At 62.0% G+C, this 22,423-nt stretch carries 18 protein-coding genes, 2 tRNA genes and 1 pseudogene; 3 read left to right on the top strand and 18 right to left on the bottom strand.

All coding sequences use genetic code 11. The features are described 5' to 3' along the window. Positions 1 to 134 precede the first annotated feature (134 nt). Entirely contained in the window at positions 135 to 629 is a 495-nt protein-coding gene (locus EOA78_RS12000; protein ID WP_127315289.1) for an HNH endonuclease signature motif containing protein, read from the top strand. Here the strand turns inward: EOA78_RS12000 and EOA78_RS11995 are convergent. The 3 genes from EOA78_RS11995 to EOA78_RS11985 form a co-directional block, all read right to left on the bottom strand. Further along, the gene (locus EOA78_RS11995) at positions 580 to 1,113 is read right to left on the bottom strand and encodes a very short patch repair endonuclease (protein ID WP_091595102.1); all 534 of its coding nucleotides are present in this window, start codon (positions 1,111 to 1,113) and stop codon (positions 580 to 582) included. The two genes, EOA78_RS12000 and EOA78_RS11995, sit on opposite strands and share 50 nt — an antisense overlap. A gap of 136 nt (positions 1,114 to 1,249) precedes the next feature. Then, positions 1,250 to 7,315, bottom strand: coding sequence for a DEAD/DEAH box helicase (locus EOA78_RS11990; protein WP_164748266.1), 6,066 nt, complete (start codon positions 7,313 to 7,315; stop codon positions 1,250 to 1,252). Beyond that, positions 7,315 to 10,578 (bottom strand): STY4851/ECs_5259 family protein, encoded by a 3,264-nt coding sequence (locus EOA78_RS11985; protein ID WP_206517015.1) that lies wholly within the window; start codon positions 10,576 to 10,578, stop codon positions 7,315 to 7,317. The genes EOA78_RS11990 and EOA78_RS11985 overlap by 1 nt, the downstream gene beginning before the upstream one ends. Positions 10,579 to 11,134: 556 nt before the next feature. Here EOA78_RS11985 and EOA78_RS11980 point away from each other — a divergent pair. Beyond that, positions 11,135 to 11,692 (top strand): annotated as a pseudogene (locus tag EOA78_RS11980) (aminopeptidase); the annotation flags it as partial. Between the two features lie 10 nt (positions 11,693 to 11,702). Here the strand turns inward: EOA78_RS11980 and EOA78_RS11975 are convergent. The 13 genes from EOA78_RS11975 to EOA78_RS11915 all read right to left on the bottom strand — a co-directional run bounded on the left by EOA78_RS11975 (position 11,703) and on the right by EOA78_RS11915 (position 20,529). Then, positions 11,703 to 11,918: a hypothetical protein gene (locus EOA78_RS11975; RefSeq protein WP_091595108.1), complete on the bottom strand. Its 216-nt coding sequence runs from the start codon at positions 11,916 to 11,918 to the stop codon at positions 11,703 to 11,705. A gap of 335 nt (positions 11,919 to 12,253) precedes the next feature. Further along, a complete protein-coding gene (locus EOA78_RS11970) occupies positions 12,254 to 12,886 on the bottom strand; it encodes a hypothetical protein (protein WP_091595110.1) in 633 nt (210 codons plus the stop codon). Positions 12,887 to 13,166: 280 nt separating this feature from the next. Then, on the bottom strand, positions 13,167 to 14,357 hold the full coding sequence (locus EOA78_RS11965; RefSeq protein ID WP_091595317.1) for an integrase arm-type DNA-binding domain-containing protein: 1,191 nt from the start codon (positions 14,355 to 14,357) through the stop codon (positions 13,167 to 13,169). Positions 14,358 to 14,571: 214 nt separating this feature from the next. After that, a tRNA-Phe gene (locus tag EOA78_RS11960) sits at positions 14,572 to 14,647 on the bottom strand. A gap of 215 nt (positions 14,648 to 14,862) precedes the next feature. After that, positions 14,863 to 15,060, bottom strand: a complete 198-nt coding sequence (gene yacG, locus EOA78_RS11955; RefSeq protein WP_127315287.1) for a DNA gyrase inhibitor YacG — start codon at positions 15,058 to 15,060, stop codon at positions 14,863 to 14,865. A gap of 13 nt (positions 15,061 to 15,073) precedes the next feature. Continuing rightward, entirely contained in the window at positions 15,074 to 15,700 is a 627-nt protein-coding gene (locus EOA78_RS11950; RefSeq protein ID WP_127315286.1) for a Maf-like protein, read from the bottom strand. A 27-nt stretch (positions 15,701 to 15,727) separates the two neighbouring features. Continuing rightward, positions 15,728 to 15,946 (bottom strand): translation initiation factor IF-1, encoded by a 219-nt coding sequence (gene infA, locus EOA78_RS11945; RefSeq protein WP_006200926.1) that lies wholly within the window; start codon positions 15,944 to 15,946, stop codon positions 15,728 to 15,730. 91 nt (positions 15,947 to 16,037) lie between these two features. Then, complete coding sequence (locus EOA78_RS11940; RefSeq protein ID WP_281034045.1) at positions 16,038 to 16,502, bottom strand: low molecular weight phosphatase family protein; 465 nt, start codon at positions 16,500 to 16,502, stop codon at positions 16,038 to 16,040. A gap of 1 nt (position 16,503) precedes the next feature. Continuing rightward, entirely contained in the window at positions 16,504 to 16,989 is a 486-nt protein-coding gene (locus tag EOA78_RS11935) for a UPF0262 family protein (RefSeq protein WP_095483505.1), read from the bottom strand. A 6-nt stretch (positions 16,990 to 16,995) separates the two neighbouring features. Then, positions 16,996 to 18,288, bottom strand: a complete 1,293-nt coding sequence (gene hisD, locus EOA78_RS11930) for a histidinol dehydrogenase (RefSeq protein WP_127315284.1) — start codon at positions 18,286 to 18,288, stop codon at positions 16,996 to 16,998. A gap of 9 nt (positions 18,289 to 18,297) precedes the next feature. Further along, positions 18,298 to 18,729 (bottom strand): DUF2948 family protein, encoded by a 432-nt coding sequence (locus EOA78_RS11925; protein ID WP_127315283.1) that lies wholly within the window; start codon positions 18,727 to 18,729, stop codon positions 18,298 to 18,300. 172 nt (positions 18,730 to 18,901) lie between these two features. Next, positions 18,902 to 20,194 (bottom strand): UDP-N-acetylglucosamine 1-carboxyvinyltransferase, encoded by a 1,293-nt coding sequence (murA, locus tag EOA78_RS11920; RefSeq protein WP_127315282.1) that lies wholly within the window; start codon positions 20,192 to 20,194, stop codon positions 18,902 to 18,904. A 128-nt stretch (positions 20,195 to 20,322) separates the two neighbouring features. Further along, on the bottom strand, positions 20,323 to 20,529 hold the full coding sequence (locus tag EOA78_RS11915; RefSeq protein ID WP_127315281.1) for a hypothetical protein: 207 nt from the start codon (positions 20,527 to 20,529) through the stop codon (positions 20,323 to 20,325). 149 nt (positions 20,530 to 20,678) lie between these two features. Here EOA78_RS11915 and EOA78_RS11910 point away from each other — a divergent pair. Then, positions 20,679 to 20,753: transfer RNA gene (locus EOA78_RS11910), tRNA-Thr, on the top strand. Positions 20,754 to 21,176: 423 nt separating this feature from the next. Here the strand turns inward: EOA78_RS11910 and EOA78_RS11905 are convergent. Continuing rightward, positions 21,177 to 21,641 (bottom strand): DoxX family protein, encoded by a 465-nt coding sequence (locus tag EOA78_RS11905; RefSeq protein ID WP_127315280.1) that lies wholly within the window; start codon positions 21,639 to 21,641, stop codon positions 21,177 to 21,179. A gap of 11 nt (positions 21,642 to 21,652) precedes the next feature. Beyond that, positions 21,653 to 22,408, bottom strand: a complete 756-nt coding sequence (locus EOA78_RS11900; RefSeq protein ID WP_281034043.1) for a DNA-binding domain-containing protein — start codon at positions 22,406 to 22,408, stop codon at positions 21,653 to 21,655. Positions 22,409 to 22,423: the final 15 nt, after the last annotated feature.

Genomic DNA, 22,423 nt, shown 5'->3' with positions numbered 1-22,423 from the left:
CCCGCGACCGAAGATCCACGCTCAATGCTTTTCCCATCGTCAACCTCCATCGAGGTGGACGTTGAATCAGCACAAAACGCAGCCGTCACTTCACAATCGATTCATCGATCACAGGACGTGCTCTAGAACCGGCGTTGCGGGGCGGTACCGCCACCGCACAAGCCTTCATCGACTCACTTGTCGACTTTAGTACGAACGTTGATCAGCTGCCCCTACTCGCAAGCGCACCCGACCTGCAAAACCCCGAAATACGCAAAGCGGTGTGGGATTTGACGCGCGATGCTACTCCGATCATCAAGCACCGGATTAGCCGATACGTGGAACGCGGGCCGATCGGAGCAATGGTGAAGCTAACGAACAACCACCGGTGTCAGGGCTGCGACGTCTTGGGTCAGGCTTGGGCCGCGTTCTTCAAACCGGATGGTATGCCGTATGTCGAAGCTCACCACGTGGTGCAGGTATCGACACTCAGCGTTGATGTGCTGGGGCCGCAAAACGTCATTACGGTCTGTCCAAATCACCATCGCCAGCTTCACTTCGAGGTCACCACGGTGCTGCACCTTGGCGACGAATTCGAATTCATCCTCCCTCCGCACCTCGCGTTCCGGATTCGGAAGTTTTCCGTCTGAGACTAGCGTTAAAGCTTCGATGAAGGCGGTGTGGTTGGCTCATCCGCGCATCTATCGCCAGTCGCAATATTTGTAGGAGCGGCTCCAGGTAGTCGTTACGCTTTATCTCGCATTCCCACACCTCCACGACAGCCCAGCCCCGCGAACGCAGTGCGCCCGCAGCAGCGGCGTCACGCTCCCGATTGCGCCTAAACTTCTCCGTCCAGAACGCGACCCTGGACTTTGGCGTGGTCGCGAGATGGCAGCCCGGATGGCGATGCCAGAAACAGCCATGAACGAATACCACGACCTTTCGCCGGGGAAAAACGAGATCCGGCGTTCCCGGGAGGCCCTTAACATGAAGGCGGTATCGCAGACCGGCGGCATGAAGAGCCGATCGCACTTTCATCTCGGGCGACGTGTCCTTTTGCCGTACCGAACGCATTATCCTGCTGCGCTGTGAACTAACGGGATAATCGTCGTTGTCTATATGGTCACAGGTCATGGTTCTCAGTGCTCATTAGGGATGCAGCCGCCTGCGACGCTATAGGCGAACGTCGCAAAAACAGCCGCCTTCAGGCGCCAAAGTTGGCCGGACGCGCCATTCACGCTGAACCGTGCATTCCTTGAGGAGTCGACTCTCAGTCAAGTCTCACCGCAAGGAACGTCCCATCTAGACCGTTGAGAACTGAGAACGGTCGTTTAAGGCTCGTCACCTGCTCAGAGATTGAGCTAGCATGATCGTGGTGTTCGTCGGTAACTCGCCATGAGCCCATTCCCTGATCAAAGAAGATCGTGCCAGAGCCACGCGGCGTTCGAAATTCAAGGCGACGGCGGTGCGGCGCGGATTGGACTTGTGACACCTGCACTTTCGGCACCACCTCGACAAGCGATTGCTCCATAACCGCCGTACGCGTAACTAGGTCGGCCCAATCCCTATGCAACCACGGTCCTGTACGAGCCCCACCGCCGGTCTTGGCGGCGAGAGTCTGCACTTTGACGTTGGTGTCATAGTCGCTGAAGGCGGCGACCACTTCCGTCAGGAGACGGATGGACAGCGGATTGAACAGGTACTTGTCCGAATAGCGAATCTCCAAACACGGGGCAGCGAATACCTGCGCTAATTCCGTCGAGCGCGCGCGCAACAGCGCCCTGAGCCGGGCACCGAAACCCGCGGCTGGTCCGTCGAGCTCATCAGCAATCTCGAAAATGGCCTCACTGCCGCCGGCCGAGAGCAGGGCGGATACATCTAGCCGCTCCCGCGGCGCGGCAAGCGCCGTTGCACCTCGTACCACCGGAGCATCGGAGACAGAGCCCCAACCAATACCCACGGCCTTCGCGGATGCAGACGATGATGCCCAGGCGGTTAGCCCACGTGTCGAGACCACACCCGCCAGCCAGGCGTCGTTGTCGACTTCGTTTCGCGCTACGATGTCGACGCGTGCGCGCTGAGCCCATAGTACCACGTTCCGACGCGTGACGGCATCGGTAGCGGTCAGCGCGCTCGCGTCGACTGCGATCTGCACCCCGCGCCCGCGAGCGCCCCAGCGTTCCAGAACGGGCGCCATTTGCCAAGTCTCCAATTCCCACTCTGCAGGAGGCCCTGACATGAACACGACCAGTGTATTCGACGCATCGTCCCCAAGGCGGTCGGAGAGTGCTTGGGGGAGAGGTGCGGATTCATATTCGGTGGCAGGTCCGAACAGTCGGAAGCGCTTGGGAAGGTCCAGACTGCGTCCAATGGCGGTGAGTAGGGAATGCGCTGCCCTCCGGTCGGTGCCTTCGACCGCATGTTGGCTATCAACCGAGAGCACGCAGCGAGGGCAGGCGAATACTGCATCGGGATCGCCACAACGGCCCAACTTGCTGCAGTCCAGCAAGTCTCTAGCCTCGTTAAGTATGCCGATGGGATCACGAGCTATCGTGGCAGAGAAGCCGGCGCCTCCGCTCGCCCGGTCGAAGACAGCAGCGGTCCAATTGCGCTGGCCGGCAGGATGGATGGCGGGAGGCGCCGCAAAGCCCATCTCGTCAGCATCCACGCCGAGGCGACGCGCGGCCGCTTCTCTGATCGCCAAAGCCACCGTCAGCGCCACTTCACGGCTGGCGCAGTCGTAGAGTTGTATTTCGCAGACGTCGGTTCGAATTTCGTGACCGAGTCGTAGATGGCGCGCCACGGCATAGGGGTTGATCTCCGGCGCGCCTGTGCAGGTGCGTTCGTCGGCCGCACGGGGGCCTCCGCGAAGTGGACGGTGCCCCGCGAGGGACCCGGCGCCATCCGCTTGGTGTTCGGCTTCCGCGCGGCCACAGTGCAGGCAGACCTCGAACCCATGGCCGTGCGGACCTGGATTGAACCAGAAGACCAGACCGTCCGAGCCGGTCCGGAGGCGCCCGACGTTTGGGTCCGGGAGAGCGCGCCAAGCCAGAGTGCGCGCCGAGACCCAGGGGTCGACGAGCATTGAAGTCCCGGTGTCCGAGGGGTCATCATGAACTTCGTAGCGCGCGTCGACGGCAAAACCGGCTGGAGCGAGGAATCGCATGATCTTGAAGTCAGAGCTGCCGCAATCGGGGCAGGCGCCGGGAGACACGGCGGATGGCGCCGACAGTAACGCGCCGCAGGACTGACAATGGCGCATCTGACGAAGGCTTTGCACCTCCCGCACACCGGCCTTATCGGCGGGACGTTTCCAATTCAGCGTGACGCCCGCGGACTCTCGCACGACACCGTCCACCACCAAGCTCCGCCCAGGCGCATACTCGAATATGGCGATGTCGCGTTGTCGGGATGGGTATCCTCGAGAACTAAAGCGGTTCTCGCCAGAGTCCTCTCGCTTGTGTCGCTCGACCCCAGTCTCCGTCACGAAGGACACCACGTCGCTCGGGAAGCCATATGACGGTAGGAATCCGCGACCGGCGAGTTCACCCAAAAGGTAATTTCCCTGGAGCCTCCGACGTTGGAAGTCCCGCGCCTTGGATACCACAGAGGTTTCGGCATCCGGCTCATCGCCCCTTAGTGCGTCCCATTCCGCGCTCAAATCCGACTGAATGCGCTCGATCGTATCCCGGACACCTTCGAAGAGGTCGGGGTCTGGTCGCACGGGGGTCCCGCGCAACACCTCCTCAAGATCCGATGTCATCGTCTTGAGACCTGCAGCGGCGGCGTCGAGCCATGCTAGGAAGCGACGCCAAGGCAAGTTATTCAGGACTTCTGCGCTGAGTCCGAGGCCGAAAAAGGCGCCATTCGTCAGTTTGTGAAGTTCGGCGCCCTGAGTGGCCAGAAAGCGCGCAAGAAGAAGGGCGTGGGCGTGACGTCGAGCGATGGTTGGGCTTTCGAGACTGACCACCGGCGCGGGCGCTTCTCGCGCCAGGAAGGCGCCGGGATCTGCGAACGCGAGTCGGTCGAGCGGTCGATCCTTGCAAATCGTCAGGCCAAGAGCGATCGGCTGACGCGCCCGTCCCGCCCGGCCGACACGCTGCCGGTAATTAGCGATCGCCGGTGGCGCATTGGTGTTTAGAACCGCCTCGATGCTTCCAATGTCAACGCCCATCTCCATGGTGGTCGAGCAGCCAAGGACGTTGACTTTTCCAGATTTGAAGGCGTTTTCGTAGTCGCGGAGCAGGAAACTCGGTTGCTGAGCGGAGTGCTCCGCCGCGCGCAGCCACGGCGAGAACCTCGCCGCGCGATCCTGCTGATCGCCCCAGGCCCCCTTGGCCCTCAGGAGCGAGACACGTTCATCGGTCGCTAGCCAGTCGTCGAGAATTGAATCGGAGACGCGACCTCCGTGGGCATCACGGCGCCATGGAAACGGCAGGGTCGGCATGTCGACGGCTTCGGCTTTCGGGTGCACACCGAGCTTGTCGTATGGGCTTAGTCCGCGGAAGGTCGTGTCCACCAGACGTCGAGTGTTGGGGCACCAGAAGGCCCTTTCGATCGGCGTGACATTCATGTCGCCGAGCCGTAGCCGGAAGCCATTCGGACTGACCGTCATGAACCTTTGCAACGTCGACCATGCTGCCCGCAGAAGTTCGTTCAAGTCATCCCGAACGCTTGGATCATCGCGATCGAGACCAAGCGCCTGGACAAGCATCCGAACCACGCGAGAAGGTCTTGGACCGTAGGGGTGTGGCCAGAAGCGGACGTATCGGCTTGAGGGAAGCGCAGGCTCGAAAGGTACCATTTCCACGTGGCTCTGGCGGCGGTCAATCCAACGCATCCAACGTTTAGCGTCGAAATCCAGGATGACGTTAGTTCGGACAAAATGCGTAAGGAGAAGGCGCACGAGGTCGCGCCAGTCGTCTGCATTCAACCCTAAGCGCGTTGCGGAAGCCGGAACGACCACGTTGGGCTCGTCCAGGCCGGGAATGGTCAAGCGCAAAAGGCCCAATGTCTCAGCGCTGTTGGCGCGGACGGGCCGTCGCATGATCTCCCGATATAGCATGAATTCAGCGAGCCGCGCTGGGTCGGAGAAAGTCTCTTCGCGCTCGACCCAGAGATTCGAGAGAAAGCGGTTGATTGTGGGCTCAGCGGCGAGTCGATCGACAAGTTGGCGCCAGGCCTTCGGGGTGGCGACCCCTTCGAGCCTGATTCGCGCCAACCGAAGGTCAGCCATGAGGCTGAGAGTGATCCCGTCCTGCTCGTCGGAGGCCAGTCGCTTGAGCTTAGCCTCGATCGCGGCGATGGCCTGGTCGTCCCGCACGGGACGATCCTGCACAAAGTGGTAGAGAAAGCTTCGGACGAAGCCGCGCTCCGATGCCACCTGCAAGTTCGCCGCGTGTCGGGCCGTGCCCTGCCGCGCATCGGTGAAGGTAATCAGTTGCCGGCCGTCGAGCGGCAAGGGCTCGTCAGCGTCAGGTTTTGGCGATAGGTGCCCGACGAGTCCAGGGGTGATCTGAGACATCAAGTAGGGCGCACCCGCGACGAGCGATCGAAGCACGCCGGCCTCGAGGTCCACCTTCTTGGGTGCCCAGCCGCAACATGGACACTCACCTACGTGGCGGCTCGCGGTCGTTGGTAACCCCGCGCCGTCCACGGTCTCGACGATCGCACCGGTTTTTGGCTCGAAGCGGATTATCGGAGACGGCCGTGCCCCGCGCGCCCCTAAATATCGGCGGTTCACGACCGGGGATGTGGTCAGCGGCGCATCGTCTTGTGTGTCGTCTTCGGCGCCGAAGGTTTCGTCGCGATCGAGCGTTTGCTCGAACTCACCGTCCCCTGTGCCGCCTGTCCAGGCCACAAGATGCGATCCGTCGGCAGTTTCTTCAGCCTTGAGCGCACCATCGCCGCATTGAATGCAATAGGCCCATTCGAGCACGAGCGATCCGCAGTGTGAGCAATGCTCTCGCGATTCGAGGAAGACGGCGCCGAAGTGCCAGTCGGCTGCTTCAGATGCGGCGGGCCGCCCGGGACAGGTCGGGTTCACGCAGGCCCAGAGACCGGAAAGCGTCCGGTGGAAGAGGTGTAGGCGGACCGGCAGGATTGAGTCTCCGCCAGCGCTGGCCAGCGCCGGATCGGAATGTGGGTCCTTCGCCCTTGACGCTTCGACAAGCAGGCGCCTCGGGTCTACGTCCGCGCCGCCGATCTGGCGCGCCTGCGCGCTCCAGCCGCTCCAGCCTACGATGGCGCCGGCTCTGAACTGCTCCCTCAGGACCCTTAGCGGTGCAGACTTAGCGAAGATCTCACCGGCCTGGAGCGGTTCCATGCCCGCTATCTCGTCAAGTTCGATGAGATTGCTATTGAGGGCAGGAGAGGCCGGTAGCGACGCCCTAACACCTCTTACCACGTGAATATTTTGCTCTGGTGCGCCTGACAGATCTCGAAGGAAGGATCGTAGCTCGGCGGCGTCCGGGCCGCCGATCGTCGCTGAGGTCGCGACGTATCGGAGCTCTTCGGGTTTGCGACCGAAAGCAAGCGCGACGCGGCGTAGTAGGAGAGCAATTTCGGCCGCCTGGGCGCCGACATATGAGTGCGCTTCGTCCAGTACCACGAAGTCAAGCGTACCTTGTGACGCCCGCAGGATCGGTGCGTCCTTCTGCCGGATCAGCATGTACTCCAGCATGGTAACGTTGGTGACAAGAACCGGCGGAGGCGAGCGCCTGAGTGTCGTCCTATCAGCGACCTTCCAGGGTTCCCCACGCGCGGCGGTGCTCCGCACACTCTCCGGCGTGTCGCCATTGTAGAGGCAGTAGCGCAGCGCTCCGCCGAAGGGGGCGAACCACTTTGACAGCCGCTCCTCCTGGCTGGCGATAAGTGCGTTGAGCGGATAGAGCATCAGCGCGCGCACTCCTTCGAGCGGTTTTGCACCGCTATCGGAGGATCGAACCAGCCCATCCAAAATCGGTGTCAAAAAGCATTCTGTCTTCCCTGAGCCTGTGCCGCTCGACACGATCACCGAAGCGGCGCGTTCGCCGCAAAGCTGCTTCCAAGCGTCCACCTGGTGGGTGTAGGGCGGGTATGCGACTTCACGCAGAACTTCGAGCGTTCTTGGGTGCAAAAGGCCAGCCGGCAATCCGCCCCAACCGCCCTCTAACGGCAACCAGGGATAAGCGCCTTCGACAAACGGTTCGGAGAGGGCCGAGTTAGGCTGACCAGCGCGCGCACCCAAGCCCTCACGCAGATGCCGATTGAGATCGACTGAACGGAGTCGAGCCATACCGACAATCGCATCTGCAGCATCGCGTGGCAGCCGCGCCAGAAGCCTCTCGATTTCCATCACAGGTCCATTCGTTGGGTGGTGCCGGGGTCTATAGTCTCGCGTCCAAGGGCGACGGCGAGAGCGCTCTCGAAGAGCTGACGGTCGTGGAGCCAAGCGGCCCGACATCGTCCGACAACCTGCGGGTTTTGATGGAGTTTGCCGGCCGCCATTCGCGCCGCCACTAGGGGAGCAGCGATCAAATCCGCGAAGGCTGGGTCGTACCGCTCCCAAAGCTCGCGTCGCTCTGGCAGGAGCCCCGCGAGATGCAATCCGGTCGGTGGCTCGCGATGCTCACTCTGACGAGTCACGAACGCTTCGGCGAGTTCCCGAAGCGTTTCCTTCGGACGCCGGCATAGCCTTCCGATGAGGCCGGGTTCCAAATCTGCTCGTGGCGCGACCAATAGGAAGGTGATCCACGCATGAGTCGCTAGCCCGGGCTCCAGATCAGCGATTTGGCCGAGGGCGGCCGCCACATTGCGCCCTGCGTCGGCAGTCGGTAGTTCCAACCGTTCCAGGCGGCGCTCCAACTCGTCAATTCTCGTTCGAAACGCAGACACCCAGTGCTCGACTTCCGTTGCGCACCAGAGGAAGGGTAACTCACTTTGTAGCCGGATCACGGCGTCGCGCTCCTCAAGAGTGTCGCAGGTCGACAGGATCCACGGAGCCGCCTGGGGGGCACGGCAAAGTGACCGCAGGGCATCGATCGCCGGCACGGGCACGTTGCGATCCCGCGCGGCCACGCTCAGATCGACCAAGAGGCGGAGATCAGCGCGGTTCAAGGCTTCCGGGTGCTTTAACACTGTAGCAAATGCATCGTCCCGGGCGTCACGTCGTGCGATCCTGAAGGCCAGACGAAGCGCACTTCCACGATCGTCGTCGCCCGGTGGTTGGGCGACCACCTTCGGTCTGAGCGAGGTCCCGTCATTGGTTCGCCCGAAGATCAGCCAGGGGCCCGGACCGAGCTCTTGCAGGAGTCGCGTCTGCAATTCCTGCAAGGAAAGGCGTGGAAGGTTGTTGGAGAGTTTCGCGGTAGGCTGCGTCAGCGCTAGCGCATCCAGATTCCAACCAAGGATACTCGAAAGGCCCGAGAACGGCGAAATGCCTTTCTCGGCCACCAGCGGCTGGTCTTCGTCGTACCAGGCGATCTCGGCGAAGTGGTCACCTCGACCGGCCCAGCTCAGGCGCACCTCCGCATCGAGGTCCGGAAAGCTACCAAGGAGATCCCGCAATTCGTCTTGAAAGGCCGATAGCGGGACGAGACCGTCGATACGACGCGTGGCCTGCACGGGCTGTCCTGCGCCCTGCCGAACCACCAGCCATAGGTCGCGACCGCCAGGCGCCAACAGGCGGAACCCATGCAGTCGATCGATCGAAATCTGGGCCCGGCTTACGGCGGGCCGCATGTCCGGGGTCAACAGGAGCGGCTCGGCAATCGGATCAGCGAGCGTTAGGTCGAGTTGGGTGTCCCATCGCAGCGCCACGTGTAGCATCGCGCCTGGGGTGTGGAGTCGAAGATCGACGCGCGCGTCATCACCATTCCTGGAGATCGGAAGGATCTGACCGCCCTTCGCCGCAACGCTGGCCCCGAGCAGATTCTCGATTTTCAACGAGTGGGTTCGCGGTTCTCCCGATAGCACCAATTCACGCGGCGCAACGTCGGCGCAGGTCCAAGCGACCAGTTCACCGCCCCGCCTCATTGCGATCTCGACCCTGCCCAGGGGCGCGTGTTTGTTCGAAGAACGCCACGAGCCTCTCCCCAACGACCGCCAAATTAGGTCTTCCGACGAAACCAGCGTGTGATGCTGACCATCCGAAAGCCAAGCCTTTGGCGTCCCTAGGAACACCGTCTCGCGCACCCGCCGTAGAGTCTCTCCTGTGAGGATCAGTCGCTTCGTATCCTCGCGCTCGGCCGCGCTACGCCACGTGAGACGCCCATCACCAAGGTCGAGCGAAGCTTGCCCGACGAAGGCCAGAAGACAGCGTCCATCGAGGATGCAGTCTCCCAAGTCAGAAGGAGGCTGTTCGAACTTCAGTGCTGAACGAGCCTCCTGCGTTACAGCCATAGCCAGCCATGGCCGAGTGCTTCGAAAGGGCGAACTGCCAATGAATCTTAGTTCAAGCGCGTTCTCAAAATCGACGCCAGGATCTGGCTGGAAGAGGAGGACAGGCGCGTCTACCGGCTCGCCGGCAAACGCGGTGAACTCTTCGACTAAGGTCTCCCCTGCAACTGCCGCCAACCTAATTGCCTGGTTCAGGCGAGCGGGAACTTCGAACGCCTTGACCAGCGGACGGGACTCCCACGCTGTCGCCTCGTCTGATTCCACCTGTTCCAGCACGGCGATGGGCCGGTTCAAACCCGGCAGATCACCCCGCGGAAAGATGCGCAGCCGAGTGGCACCTTCCATCGCTGCCTGCAATTGGGGAGATGTTCGGACCACGTCGAGTTCACCTGACAAGGTGAGTTCGGCCCGCGGCGCCCACCCTTCGGCGGTGCGCCGCAGCAATCGGCTTGCCGCCAGGGCTCCCCCTTCGACGCGCCGGGTCCGGACCAAGTCTTCCACCAGAGATCGAAAATCGCCTTCCTCCAAGTCAAAAGGCAGATCGTTGCGCCAAGCAGGCACCACAGAATCCAGGTGGAGCACGGGATCTCGGTCATTTCGTTCGTGGAGGGGCGGCAATTGTTGACGGAAACGAACGATTACCGTGGACAGCGCCACGGCTGGCTCCACCAGCGCCTGAACAAGCGTTTCGCCCGCCCGCCATGCCTCACTTGCGACGGCCTCGGCAGGTGTGAAGCCCATTTCGATCGCCAAGATGCTGCGCTTCAGCCATAACCCCAAGGTTCCCTCTTTGATGGCAGCAGCTGGAAAACCCGCCTCGCGCACTACGCCGAAGAGGAGCGGCACGTCGGTCGGCTGAGGGCGTCGCCACCGTTTCAAGCCAGCTTCGGCGGCTTCCCGCACCACCGCGTAGCGCACGTCGGCGGCCGAATCATTCGCGTGATATCGAATTCCAAGGACAGCTAAGGGTCTGATCCAGTCCCAAGCCCCCCCGGCGCGTTCCCGGCGATACCACTCGGCTGTGAAAGCAACGAACAAAGCCTGACCATGGGAGTCGTTCAGCGCGGTCGGTCCATGGCGTTTTAGGACCTCCCGAACGCCCTCGAACTCTTGTCGGCTGAATCGGTAGCGATAAAGTGGGCGCCCATCAGGGAGCGATAATCCGCGCGATCGGAATAAGGCCTCGTAAGCGCCGCGTAGACCTAGACGCGGCTCGTCCATATTTCCCCCCAGGCTCCCAATTCAGATTGTGACACACTGTGCATTAGTTGTGAAGTTTTCCTCTGCGAGCAGGCCGCCTAGAGGGCGAGAGCGGACTTTTCGACAATAGGAACGATTTCGAAGACAATTTCGACGGCCTCGGCAGGCCGCTTGCACGGTCGTCGTTCAGCTTCCCCGAACTATCTTCGCGGAACGATTCCCAATGGCAGCTATTAGCGCGACTACGACCTGGAGCATGGTCATCGGCAACGACTACTTCCTGGGAGGAGACAATTTGCGTCTATGGCCGACGTGGGCGCATTGCGGACCAACAGCGTTGGGCCGGATGCGACCGGAAGCTTCAGGAGAAAAAGACCTCCTAGGCGGATAGTTCCACGTCGCCGTGTCCGGCTTATAGCGGACATTCGGCAATTTGGCAGCGAATGACCACATTGTGACAATCTTGCCGAAGACGAACGTCTAACCTAAACCCCCATCCAGGACATCAACCAAATTGGAGCCACTGTTTGGGACCGGGCGTAGTTGCGACGTTTGCCCTATCCGGACGTGTGAGCAAATGCCGTGGGCAACCGTGATGCGTGCATTTTTTCGTTCGGTTGCTGCGATGATCGTGATGTCCAGCCTGGCAGGTTGCACCAGCATTTCTTACTACGCACAATCCTTGAAGGGTCACGTGGAGATCATGGCGGCGCGCCAGGATGTCGAAGAGCTGATCGACGATCCTTCGATCCCTGGGACATTACGCGCTCGAATGGAATCGGCGAGCGCCATCCGACAGTTTGCGATAGATGAACTAGCGCTTCCAGACAACAATAGCTACCGCAGCCATGTCAACGTTGGTCGGGACGCCGTGACATGGGCCGTCTTCGCAGCGTCGGAATTCTCGCTGACGCCACGAACATGGTGCTTTCCGGTGTTCGGATGCGTTCCGTACCGAGGATACTTCTCCAAAAGGTCTGCGATTGAAACCGCTGTCGCACTTCAGAGGCAGGGCCTGGACGTCTATCTGACGGGCATCACTGCATTTTGCACGCTTGGCTGGTCAAGTGACCCGCTGCTAAGCACCATGCTCAGCCAAGATGAAACGTATCTTGCAGGGCTCGTGTTCCATGAATTGGCCCACCTCACGTCACGCCGCGCTGCCGAAAATAAGCCTGCATCACCTTGCGGCTCGAACGGTTGTTCTGCGCCAGCCTGGTCGGATCGAGCACCGCCTGTTCTATCCCCTCTCGCGTCAGCGCCGCTTTGAGCGCCGCGATATTTGCATCGATGTCGGCATTGTTCGCCCGGAGCGATGCATAGATGCTGTCGGTCGCCTCGGCCACGGTCGGCTCGCTCACGGGTGTACTCCTTCGGCTGTTCGGGCGGCGGCTTAACACAGATCAGCGGCTTCGCCATACCGATAAGACGGCTGATGGGCGGCAACAGTATCCCCTGGGACTTAAAAGGGATACCGATGACGCGCGCCAACGGCTCGCTGCTTTCGGGAAATGGTGTCGCCCGTGGTGAACGGCCGATATGGCGGCCCGTTACTGTCGCCTACCTGGGCCGGAACCAGACTCGCGGACTGTTTACGCCCATTGACTCCCGGAGGTCAGGCGCGCGACCCGGATCAGGATTCGGGCCAGTGCGGTCGTAGTGGGCAGGAGCAGCGAAAGAATCTTTTTTCGCTGAATCAGCGCAGAAGTCCGTCACTCTCGAATTCGTCCCAGCCCTTCAGTTTCTGACGTGACACCTCGTCCCGAGTGCTGTCAGGCGCAGACGCGGCCCTGCGGCCGCTCTTTTGCGCACGCTTCAGGGCGGCCTTTCCGGCGGCCCGCCGCCTATTCTCTGCAGCAGCTATCGCGTCGTCCTCGCGCCAGACCGTAACCAAGTCGCGATCGAGCACGTCCTCGATGTGACGTGGGTCAAACACGTGAAAAGTTACCTTCCTTGCGCGACCACGAAGTTTCACCGTACGTGTGCCTGTGCTTTGCAAGCGGCCGTCCTTGAGCCACCGGTGCCGCTCTGCCGAAGAGATCGTCAGGATGTCTTCGACTTCACGGGGAATTACGGGCAGGCCTTCGATGCCTTCCAGCGTTTTGGACACAATCGCCGACGCAGTCCGGAAATCGCCATAGGCGCCTTCCGGCATGCGCAAGGCCCCGACCTCGATACCGAGCAGCTTTTTCGCCGCCAAAGGCAGGTGGGCTCGCACTTCGCGAACGATCCCTCTGGCTCGGACCGATGACCCAAGCGTGGCCGCAGACGGGAGCGTCCACCCTTCGATCAAATTCGCAGCTGCATCCATTTTCTGGCGTGTGGACATGGGCCTTAGATAGGTCTCCCATCATGTCGGCTTCAACAAGTGTGGAATCAGCTAGCGCGGCGCTCCGGCACTGGCCTTGAACCATGCCTTGTTCCAGCCCTCGCTAGATCGCAGCGCTCTCGGCCTTCGTCGGATCACCCATTCCGCCTTCAGGCCGCCAGGTTCCCCAGGGATGTCCGCTTCGGGAGAGCGGCAACGCAGGCCTCAACGGCCGCTATGCAGCGTAAACCGGACGTTCGCGATACGTGCCGGACAGCTGGCTGCCCGCATCTGATTGAGTTTACCCGCGCGTTCCGGCGTTCTCAATTTTTTCCAGATAATCTGCCCACCACTGCATCATCTTGACGCGCTCTTCCCAGTGCTCCGCCCGGGCATAGGCGCGCCGAACGTCGTTATTTTCAATATGAGCCAGCTGTCGCTCTACGGCGTCTGGATGCCACTTGCCGCATTCGTTCAACAGAGTTGATGCCGTTGCTCGGAAGCCATGGGCCGTTGCTTCATTCTTGCTGTAACCCATGCGACGCAGGGCGGCGTTGAGTGTATTGTCGGAAATCGGACGAGAAGGCGATCGCACGCTTGGAAACAGCAGCGTCCCAGCGCCGGAGATTTTTTTAAGCTCGGCCAGGATATCCAAAGCCTGCGTTGAAAGAGGAACGCGGTGCGGTCGTCGCATTTTCATTCGCGCTTCCGGGATAGTCCATACCGAACTTTCGAAGTCGAACTCCCCCCATTCGGCAGCGCGAAGCTCACCGGGGCGGGGAAACAGCAGCGCCATCAACCTCAGAGCCGCTCGGGTTGCGGGCTGTCCGTCGAATGTCTCGATCGCACGCAGCAAGCCGCCGAATGCCTTCGGATCGGTAATGGCGGCACGCGGCGTGACCGTTGGCCTGATGAGAGCGCCCCTCAGCGCGGACGTGGGGTCAGTGTCGGCGCGTGCAGTGGCGATGGCGTATCGAAAGACGCTGCCAATGGTCGAGCGCAGCCGCCTGGCCGACTCGTATCGACCGCGCACCTCCACGCTACGAAGGGCAGCAAGGATAGTGGCCGCATCAATGTCCCGAATGCACTTGTGCCCACAGGTGAGATAGGCGAAGTCGAGTAGCCATTTGACCTTGGTGATAGTCCGGTCGGCACGTCCCTCTTTCTTCAGCTTGTCCACATATTCCTCGGCGATTGATCGAAAGCTGTCCTTTGCCGAACCGACCTTTCGCAACTTGCGTTCCTGCGCGGGATCGATGCCAGTGAGGAGGAGACGTTTGGCGTCATCGCGCGCCTTGCGTGCTTCGGCGAGCGAAATAAGGGGATAGCTGCCCAACGCCAGAAGCTTCTGCTTGCCGTCAAATCGATAGGCGAGGCGCCATAGGCGGGATCCGGTGGGCTGCACCCAGAGCTGGAGCCCGCCACCATCAGACAATTTCAATAGCTTGGAAGCAGGACGGGCATTTCGGCATTTCACGTCGGAAAGGGCCATTTGTGGGACACCTCCCTTTGGCTGTTTCGATACCATCAGGATGTCCAGTACCAACGGAAATACCAGCCCTCCGCCTCGTTAGACCAAATACGCCGAAATTCCATGAAACGCGCTCAATCGCGCCATCCTTCCCAAAAAGATGAACGATTTCAGTTGTTTGTGCAAACAGAAGCGTAGAAGATTCGGCGAAAGGGAGTGTCGGGAGAGGAGGGGATGGTGCCCAGAGGCGGATTCGAACCACCGACACGCGGATTTTCAGTCCGCTGCTCTACCAACTGAGCTATCTGGGCCTGTTCCGGCACGCGGGCAGTTCTGCACGCCGGATGTTCTCGAAAGCGCCGCAGGCGCCCCTTGAAAGCGCGTGGGTTATAGCACGGGAATCCGGCCTGTCCAGCGCTTAAGCGTTGATTTCAAGCGGGAAACGAGCAGTTGCCCGATAGGCGGATTCATGGGACGCAGTCGAGGCCCGCAGGCTGCTCTGAACAGCCTCATTTGGCAGGGTCCCTCATTTGGCAGGGTCGTCGTCCGGTTCGTCCTCGTCGTCGCGGGCCGGAATGACGTAGGCGCCCTTGAGCCAGCGGTTGAGGTCGATCTCTTTGCAGCGCACCGAGCAGAACGGGTAGGTCTCACGCGCCGACGGCTTGCCGCATCCGGGGCAGGGCCGCTTGGGGCGCAGCGGCGTGACTTTGTCGTCCGAGCTCATGACCGCCCCGAGCTCATGGCCGAACTGACTGCCATTTGGCATGCACCTTGAAACCCTCGCCGGTCAGCAACGCCACCGTCTCATAGAGCGGCAGGCCGACGACGTTGGTGTAGGAGCCGACAAGCTTGACGACGAAAGCGCCAGCCAGCCCCTGGACGGCATAGCCGCCGGCCTTGCCGCGCCATTCTCCCGAGGCGACATAGGCGTCGATCTCGGCGCGCGGCAGCCGCTTGAAACGCACCCTGGTCTCGACCAGCCGCTGGCGCAGCTTGCCGCCCGGCGTGATCAGGCAGATGCCGGAATAGACCCGGTGCGAACGGCCGGACAGCAGGCCGAGGCAATTGGCGACGTCGTCGAACGTTTCGGCCTTGGGCAGGATGCGCCGGCCGACGGCGACCACCGTGTCGGCGGCCAGAACGAAGCTGGGCACATAGTCCTCTTCCGCCTGCAGCGAGGCCAGTGCCTTCTCGGCCTTTTCCTTCGACAGGCGCTTGGCCAGCGAACGCGGATGCTCGGCGCGCAGCGGCGTCTCGTCGACACCGGCGGGCAGCACGCGGTCCGGCTCGATGCCGGCCTGCTGCAACAGTTCGATCCGGCGCGGCGAACCCGAGGCAAGCACGAGCTTCTGCAAAATGCTCATCGCGATCCCGGCCGAACTCTGACGATCTTACTTGAAACGGTAGGTGATGCGGCCCTTGGTCAGGTCGTAGGGTGTCATCTCGACCAGGACCTTGTCGCCGGTCAGCACGCGGATGCGGTTCTTGCGCATGCGGCCGGCCGTGTGGGCGATGATTTCGTGTTCGTTTTCGAGCTTCACCCTGAACATCGCGTTGGGCAACAATTCCGTGACGACACCCGGAAACTCGAGGACTTCTTCCTTCGGCATTCGATACCTTTGCTTGGATGGGATTCCCAGCGCCCCGGCCGGAATTTGGGCGGAACCTATATGATAATCGTGCGCTTGTGAACACGCTTAATCAGCGCGGTTTTTTCGCTTCCGGGGCAAAAAAACGGCGGCCGATTCGCGCCCTTAGCCGTTCGCGCACCTCGCGATAGGCGGCAATGATCTGCTCACGCGTGCCGCTGACGCCAGTCGGGTCCGGCATCGGCCAATATTCGACATCGACGGCAAGCGAGCGGGTAAGCTCGAGCGCGGTGTGATGCGCTTCCGGCGACAGTGTGACGATCAGATCGAAATAGTCGTCCTCGAGATCGTCCAGTGTCCTCGGGTGCCGTTCACCCAGCGAAAGCCCGTCCTCGGCCAGCACGGCGTCGACGAACGGGTCGCGTTCGCCGCCGCGCACCCCGGCCGACGCCACGAAAGTGGTGGCCGGAAGCACCTGGCGCGCCAGCAGTTCGGCCATCGGCGAGCGCACCGCGTTCATGCCGCAGACAAACAGGATCGAGCGGGGCAGTATCGAGCGGGGCAGAGGGGCTGGCAGTTCAGCCTCGCCAGTGCAGTACGCAGACCAGCGTGAACAGCCGGCGCGCCGTGTCGAAATCGATTTCGATCTTGCCGGCCAGCCGGTCCATCAAGGTCTGTGAGCCCTCATTGTGCAGCCCGCGCCGGCCCATGTCGATCGCCTCGATCTGGCTGGGGGTCGAGGTGCGGATCGCGTCGTAATAGCTTTCGCAGATCATGTAATAGTCCTTGACGATGCGCCTGAGCGGCGTCAGCGACAGGATGTGGGTGACCACGGCAGCGCCGTCCTCGCGCGTCACTGCGAAGACCAGGCGGGACTCGGCCAGCGACAGTTTCAGCCGATAAGGCCCGGCGCCGTCGTCATTGACCGGCTGGAACCGATTTTCCTCGATCAGGTCGAAGATCGCCACCGCCCGCTCATGCTCGACATCGGGCGTCGAACGGCCGATCGATTCGTCGAGTTCGACATCGATCAGCCTGGCATGGGTGCGATCGTAATCCGACATGCCATTCTACATGTTCAGCCGTATGGCGACGGAGCGTCCATGCGCGTCGAGGCCTTCCGCTTTGGCCAGCGCAATGGCCGCGGGCGCCAGCGCCCGCAACTGCTCCGGCCCGAGCTTCAGGATCGAGGTGCGCTTGACGAAATCGAGCACCGAAAGCCCGGACGAGAAGCGCGCCGAGCGCGCCGTCGGCAACACGTGGTTGGAGCCGCCGACATAGTCGCCGATCGCTTCCGGCGTGTGACGGCCTAGAAAGACGGCACCGGCATTGCGCATCCGCGCCAGGAAGGCTTCCGGCTCGTCGATGGCAAGCTCGACATGTTCGGCCGCGATGCGGTCGACCAGCGGCAGTGCTGCCTCGATTTGGGGAACAAGGATGACAGCGCCGAAGTCGCGCCAGCTCGCCGCCGCCGTCTCGGCGCGCGACAGGTTTTTCAACTGGCGTTCGACCGCCTGTTCGACCGCCGCGCCGAAGACGGGATCGTCGGTGATCAGGATCGACTGCGCCGACACGTCATGCTCGGCCTGGGCCAGCAGGTCGGCGGCGATCCAGTCCGGATCGTTGCTGCTGTCGGCCACGACAAGCACTTCCGAAGGCCCGGCGATCATGTCGATGCCGACCGTGCCGAACACCTGGCGCTTGGCCGCGGCGACATAGGCATTGCCGGGGCCGACGATCTTGGCGACCGGCTTTATCGTCTCGGTGCCATAGGCCAGCGCCGCGATCGCCTGCGCGCCGCCGACGCGGTAGATTTCGGATATGCCAGTCAGATCCGCCGCCACCAGCACCAGCGGATTGATGATGCCGCCGGGCGCCGGCACCGCCATGACGATACGCTCGACGCCGGCGACCTTGGCCGGCACGGCACTCATCAGCACCGAGCTTGGATAGCTCGCCGTGCCGCCCGGCACATAGAGCCCGACCGCCTCGATCGCCGTCCAGCGCGAGCCGAGCTCGACGCCGGCAGCGTCCGTGTAGCGGTCGTCCTTCGGCCGCTGCCGCTCGTGATGGGAACGGATCCGGTCACGGGCGAATCTAAGCGCCTCGATCGTCTGCGGGTCGGCCGCATCATAGGCCCTGGCGATGTCGTCTTGCGACACGGCCATGCCGAGGCCTTTCAGATCGGCCTGCTCGAATTTCTGCGTATACTCGATGAGCGCCGCGTCGCCCTCGGCGCGCACCCGCGCGATGATCGCGCGCACCACGGCGTCGACGTCCGCCGAGATCTCCCGCTTGGTCAAAAGGAACGCGGCAAAACACTGCTCGAAATCGGCATCGGACAGACGAAGGGTGATGGCCATCTTGTGTACTCAGGCTCTGTGGAAAGGGCGCGACGTCGCTTCCCAGGCGCCGCCGATGTCAGCAAGCCGCGCCTCGATGCACTCGACATCGAGCATGATCGCGCCGCCGCCTGAAAAGATCAGCTCGACAATGCCGGCCGGCTTGTCGAGGGCGACGAAGCTGATCGCCAGCAGCGACAGCACCTCGTCCGGCTTGTCGCGGGCAATGCCGCTGGTTTTGGCGCCCAGCACACGGTCGAAATGCAGCACGCTTTGCCGCCGCTCATTGTGCTGGCGCAACAGGCCCGATTTCGCCTCCCAGACGAAACGGTTCATCGTCATCACGAAGCGCTTGGCCGCCGGCATGTACCCGAGGTCGCCGACCTTCAGCACGGCGTCCTGGACATGGGCCGAAACGATGCTCAGATCCTGATCGTCGAGCGCGACAAGCTTGAGAGCCATGCGGATTTCACACCTGAAGGTTGGTTTTCAGCCCTCTGTTAGAGCATGAACCCAAAAAGTGGAAATCGGTTTTTGGAAAACATCGTGCTCCAGACAGGAATCCAGCCGGTCTTGGCGATCCGTGCAACCGCGCCGAGATCAAATGCTGAAGCCGTGGAATCCCGCCGATTGCCTACCCCGAAATCCGCTCGATCACCGCGCCGCAGCCGGACAGCTTTTCTTCAAGCCGCTCGAAGCCGCGATCGAGATGATAGACCCGGTTGACCGTGGTCTCGCCTTCGGCCGCCAGGCCGGCGATGACCAGCGACACCGAAGCGCGAAGATCGGTCGCCATGACCGGCGCGCCCTTCAGCTTCGAAACGCCGTCGACGATCGCCGTCTGGCCGGACAGTGTTATGTGGGCGCCGAGCCGGGCAAGCTCCTGCACGTGCATGAAGCGGTTTTCGAAGATCGTCTCAGTGATGCGCGACTTGCCCTTGGCCATCGTCATCAGGCCCATGAACTGCGCCTGCAGGTCGGTCGGAAACGCCGGGAAGGGCGCTGTCGTCACGTCGACCGGCGCAATGCCGGCGCCGTTGCGCCTGACGCGGATGCCGGAATTGGTCTGCGTGATCTCGGCGCCGGTCTGGGAAATCACGTCGAGCGCGGTCTCCAACAGGTCAGCCCGCGCGCCTTCGAGCATGACGTCGCCGCCGGTCATGGCGACGGCCATCGCATAGGTGCCGGTCTCGATGCGGTCGGGTATCACCCGGACGCGCGCGCCCGACAGCGCTTCGACGCCGTCGATGGTGATGGTCTCGGTGCCTGCACCATAAATCTTGGCGCCCATGGCGTTGAGGCATTCGGCGAGGTTCACGATCTCGGGCTCGCGGGCGGCGTTTTCGAGCACCGTCTCGCCATTGGCCAGCGACGCCGCCATCATCAGTACATGGGTGGCGCCAACCGACACTTTCGGGAAAACGTAGCGGTTGCCGACAAGACGGCCGTTCCTGGCCTTGGCGATGACATAACCGGTATCGACGTCGATATCAGCGCCGAGCACCTGAAGGCCTTCCAGGAAAAGATCGACCGGGCGCGTGCCGATGGCGCAGCCGCCGGGCAGCGACACCTTGGCCTCGCCCATGCGGGCAAGCAGCGGGCCGATCACCCAGAAGGAGGCGCGCATCTTCGACACCAGCTCGTAAGGTGCGGTGGTGTCGACGATGTTGCGGGCAGAGAGATTGATGGTGCGCGAATAGCCCTCCTGCTGTTTTTCGCGGCGGCCATTGACCGAATAATCGACGCCATGATTGCCGAGGATGCGGATAAGCTGCTCGACATCGGCCAGATGCGGCACGTTTTCCAGGGTCAGCGTGTCGTCGGTCAAAAGCGAGGCGATCATCAGCGGCAGCGCGGCGTTCTTCGCGCCCGAGATCGGGATGCTTCCGGCAAGCTTGTTGCCGCCGACAATTCTGATGCGATCCATGGAAGAACGTCCCCTCGGCCGAAAGGCCGGTTTTCAATCGGTTGAGTCTGTTGTGGCCGGTCTAGACCATTGGCGGGCTTGGTTCAAGAAACTGGATTCCCGCGCCCTGACCAGCCTGTTGATATAGGTTAATCCTTTTGCGTTTCCGCTAAAGCGCCGAGCCCGTCTGGCCGCCTGTCAGCCTCGCCGGTGCGCCGCGAGCGCGACTGCGCCTTGCGCTTCTGTAGATTGGCGCGCAGTTGCTCGGCGAGCCGGCTCTTGCGGTCGGCCTTTTTCGGTTGGCTGTCCTTTTTCGACGGACCGCCCTTGTCAGGTGGGATTGTCTTGTCGTTCATGGTTCCGTCCCGGCGAGTCCTGCTATGAAGGGTACCCAACATTGTGGCGCTGCCATGTCCGGAAAAGCCGTCGGAGCGGGCTTTCACAGATGGCTTGCGCTTGGCCTTGCGCTTGCCGGTTCGATATGGCAGAAGCCCCGCCATCAGCGGCTGCGGTAGCTCAGTGGTAGAGCACTCCCTTGGTAAGGGAGAGGTCGAGAGTTCAATCCTCTCTCGCAGCACCAGATTCCCGAAGATTTTCGGCTTTCCATCGGCCGTTGCCAGCGAGATCGCCCAATCTATGCCGGCGCACCGACGCGTTCACGTCGCCCAGCTCTGGCAACGGTGTGAAAGGTCACGAGATGCGTTCAGACCTTGCGAACCTCGCCGCAAACCTGTCGAGCGCAAGCTGATGCTGGGGTCAATCCTAAGCGGGATCCTGCTATAATCCCGTATGGCCGCTCGCATAGTGGTTATCCTGGCGCTGCTTTCCGCCTTCGCCTACCGATTCGCAAAACTCGTGGAACGCTGGCGACAAGCCCTCTCCGTGTGGAAAAATGGCCACATCCTGATTGTCCAGTCCCAAACGCGCCTCCTCCGGAAGAACCTAAGCCTTGAGCGGGAGCGCGTTCGCGGGCGGCCTCGAACGTCAGCGTTGATATGCCCCCTCATCTGAAAACCCGGTCCGCCAGACGGTCGAGCGAGAACACACCGGCGCCGCGTATCAGCACGAGAAGTAGCAGCGAGGCCCATTGCAGGTGCTCGGCCCAGTTCTCGGGATAAACGAAGATCTGGATAACCGAAACCACGCCGAGCAGCATTAGCGCGCCGAGGCGCGAGAACAGTCCGAGGAAGAGCAACACCGAGCCAGTAATTTCCGCTGTCGTCGCCAGAGATGCCGCGATGGATGGATGGATGAACGGCAAATTGTATTCGATTGCGAAAAGCTGCAGCGTCACCGGCCAGGATGCCAGCTTCGTCTGAGCGGACTGCCAGAAGACATGCGCGACCGCTATGCGGGCGGCGAGCTGAACGAGTGAGAATGGTATGCGCTCCGGCAACTTGATTAGGCGTCTGTAGAGACCAACCAAGGCAGCCGGCGTGGAGGGTGTGTATTGCGGTATCGCGGTCATGTTTGTCTCCATCAGTTTGAGAGGGGATGCGTCGGGATCCGCACATCCGTAACGAGCCCGTCGCCGAACAGACGCACGAGCGCGGACACGAGATCGAACTCCGGGTCGAGTGCCAAGGCGCGCATCGTGGCGTGTTCCAGGCCGAGGCCGTGTTTTAGTGAATGTCGGAAAGCAAAATTCGCGCGATCGAGGAGAACCAGGCGGACACTCTCACCGGCCCGCCACAACGCCACGCGCTCGGGACGCCTTTTCCATGCGCTGTGCTGGTCGACCGCGGTCTCATGCTGATGGGCTGTCCATACGTACAGGATCGACCAGTGCGAAACGATCAGCCGCAGGGATGGCTGCAGCAGGATATCGGGCGAGGCGCTAAGGTCAGCCTTGTCGTATTCCGCGAGGGTGCGGGGCGGCAGCGATGCCGCGTCGAGCGCCTCCGCGATGGCCCATTCGAGCCGCGCCGTTTCGGCCACGACCGGCATGTCGGAAAGCGTCTCGATCGTCTTCAAAAACCGCGGGAAGCCGGCGCCGTAGCAGGCGAGTCGGGGTCCCGTTGGAGGATGTCGGCGAATGAACTCGCTGGCTGCGAAACGGAAGAAGCGCTCGTCGACGAGGCGAACGGTGACCGGAAAGACCGCCATCAGCACGGCGGTCAGCGAGCTGCGCGTGTTGTTCTGATAGATGCGCAGCCGGGCCATCGGATCGGCCTTGCCGGCCGTCAGCATTGTCGCAGCGACCGCTGGCTCGGTGATCAGAACCGAGCGTGCCATGGTGGTCTGGAGAAG

Source organism: Mesorhizobium sp. M5C.F.Cr.IN.023.01.1.1 (assembly GCF_003997585.1).
Taxonomy (GTDB): Bacteria; Pseudomonadota; Alphaproteobacteria; order Rhizobiales; family Rhizobiaceae; genus Mesorhizobium; species Mesorhizobium wenxiniae.
This window is presented reverse-complemented; position numbering and strand designations above follow the sequence as displayed.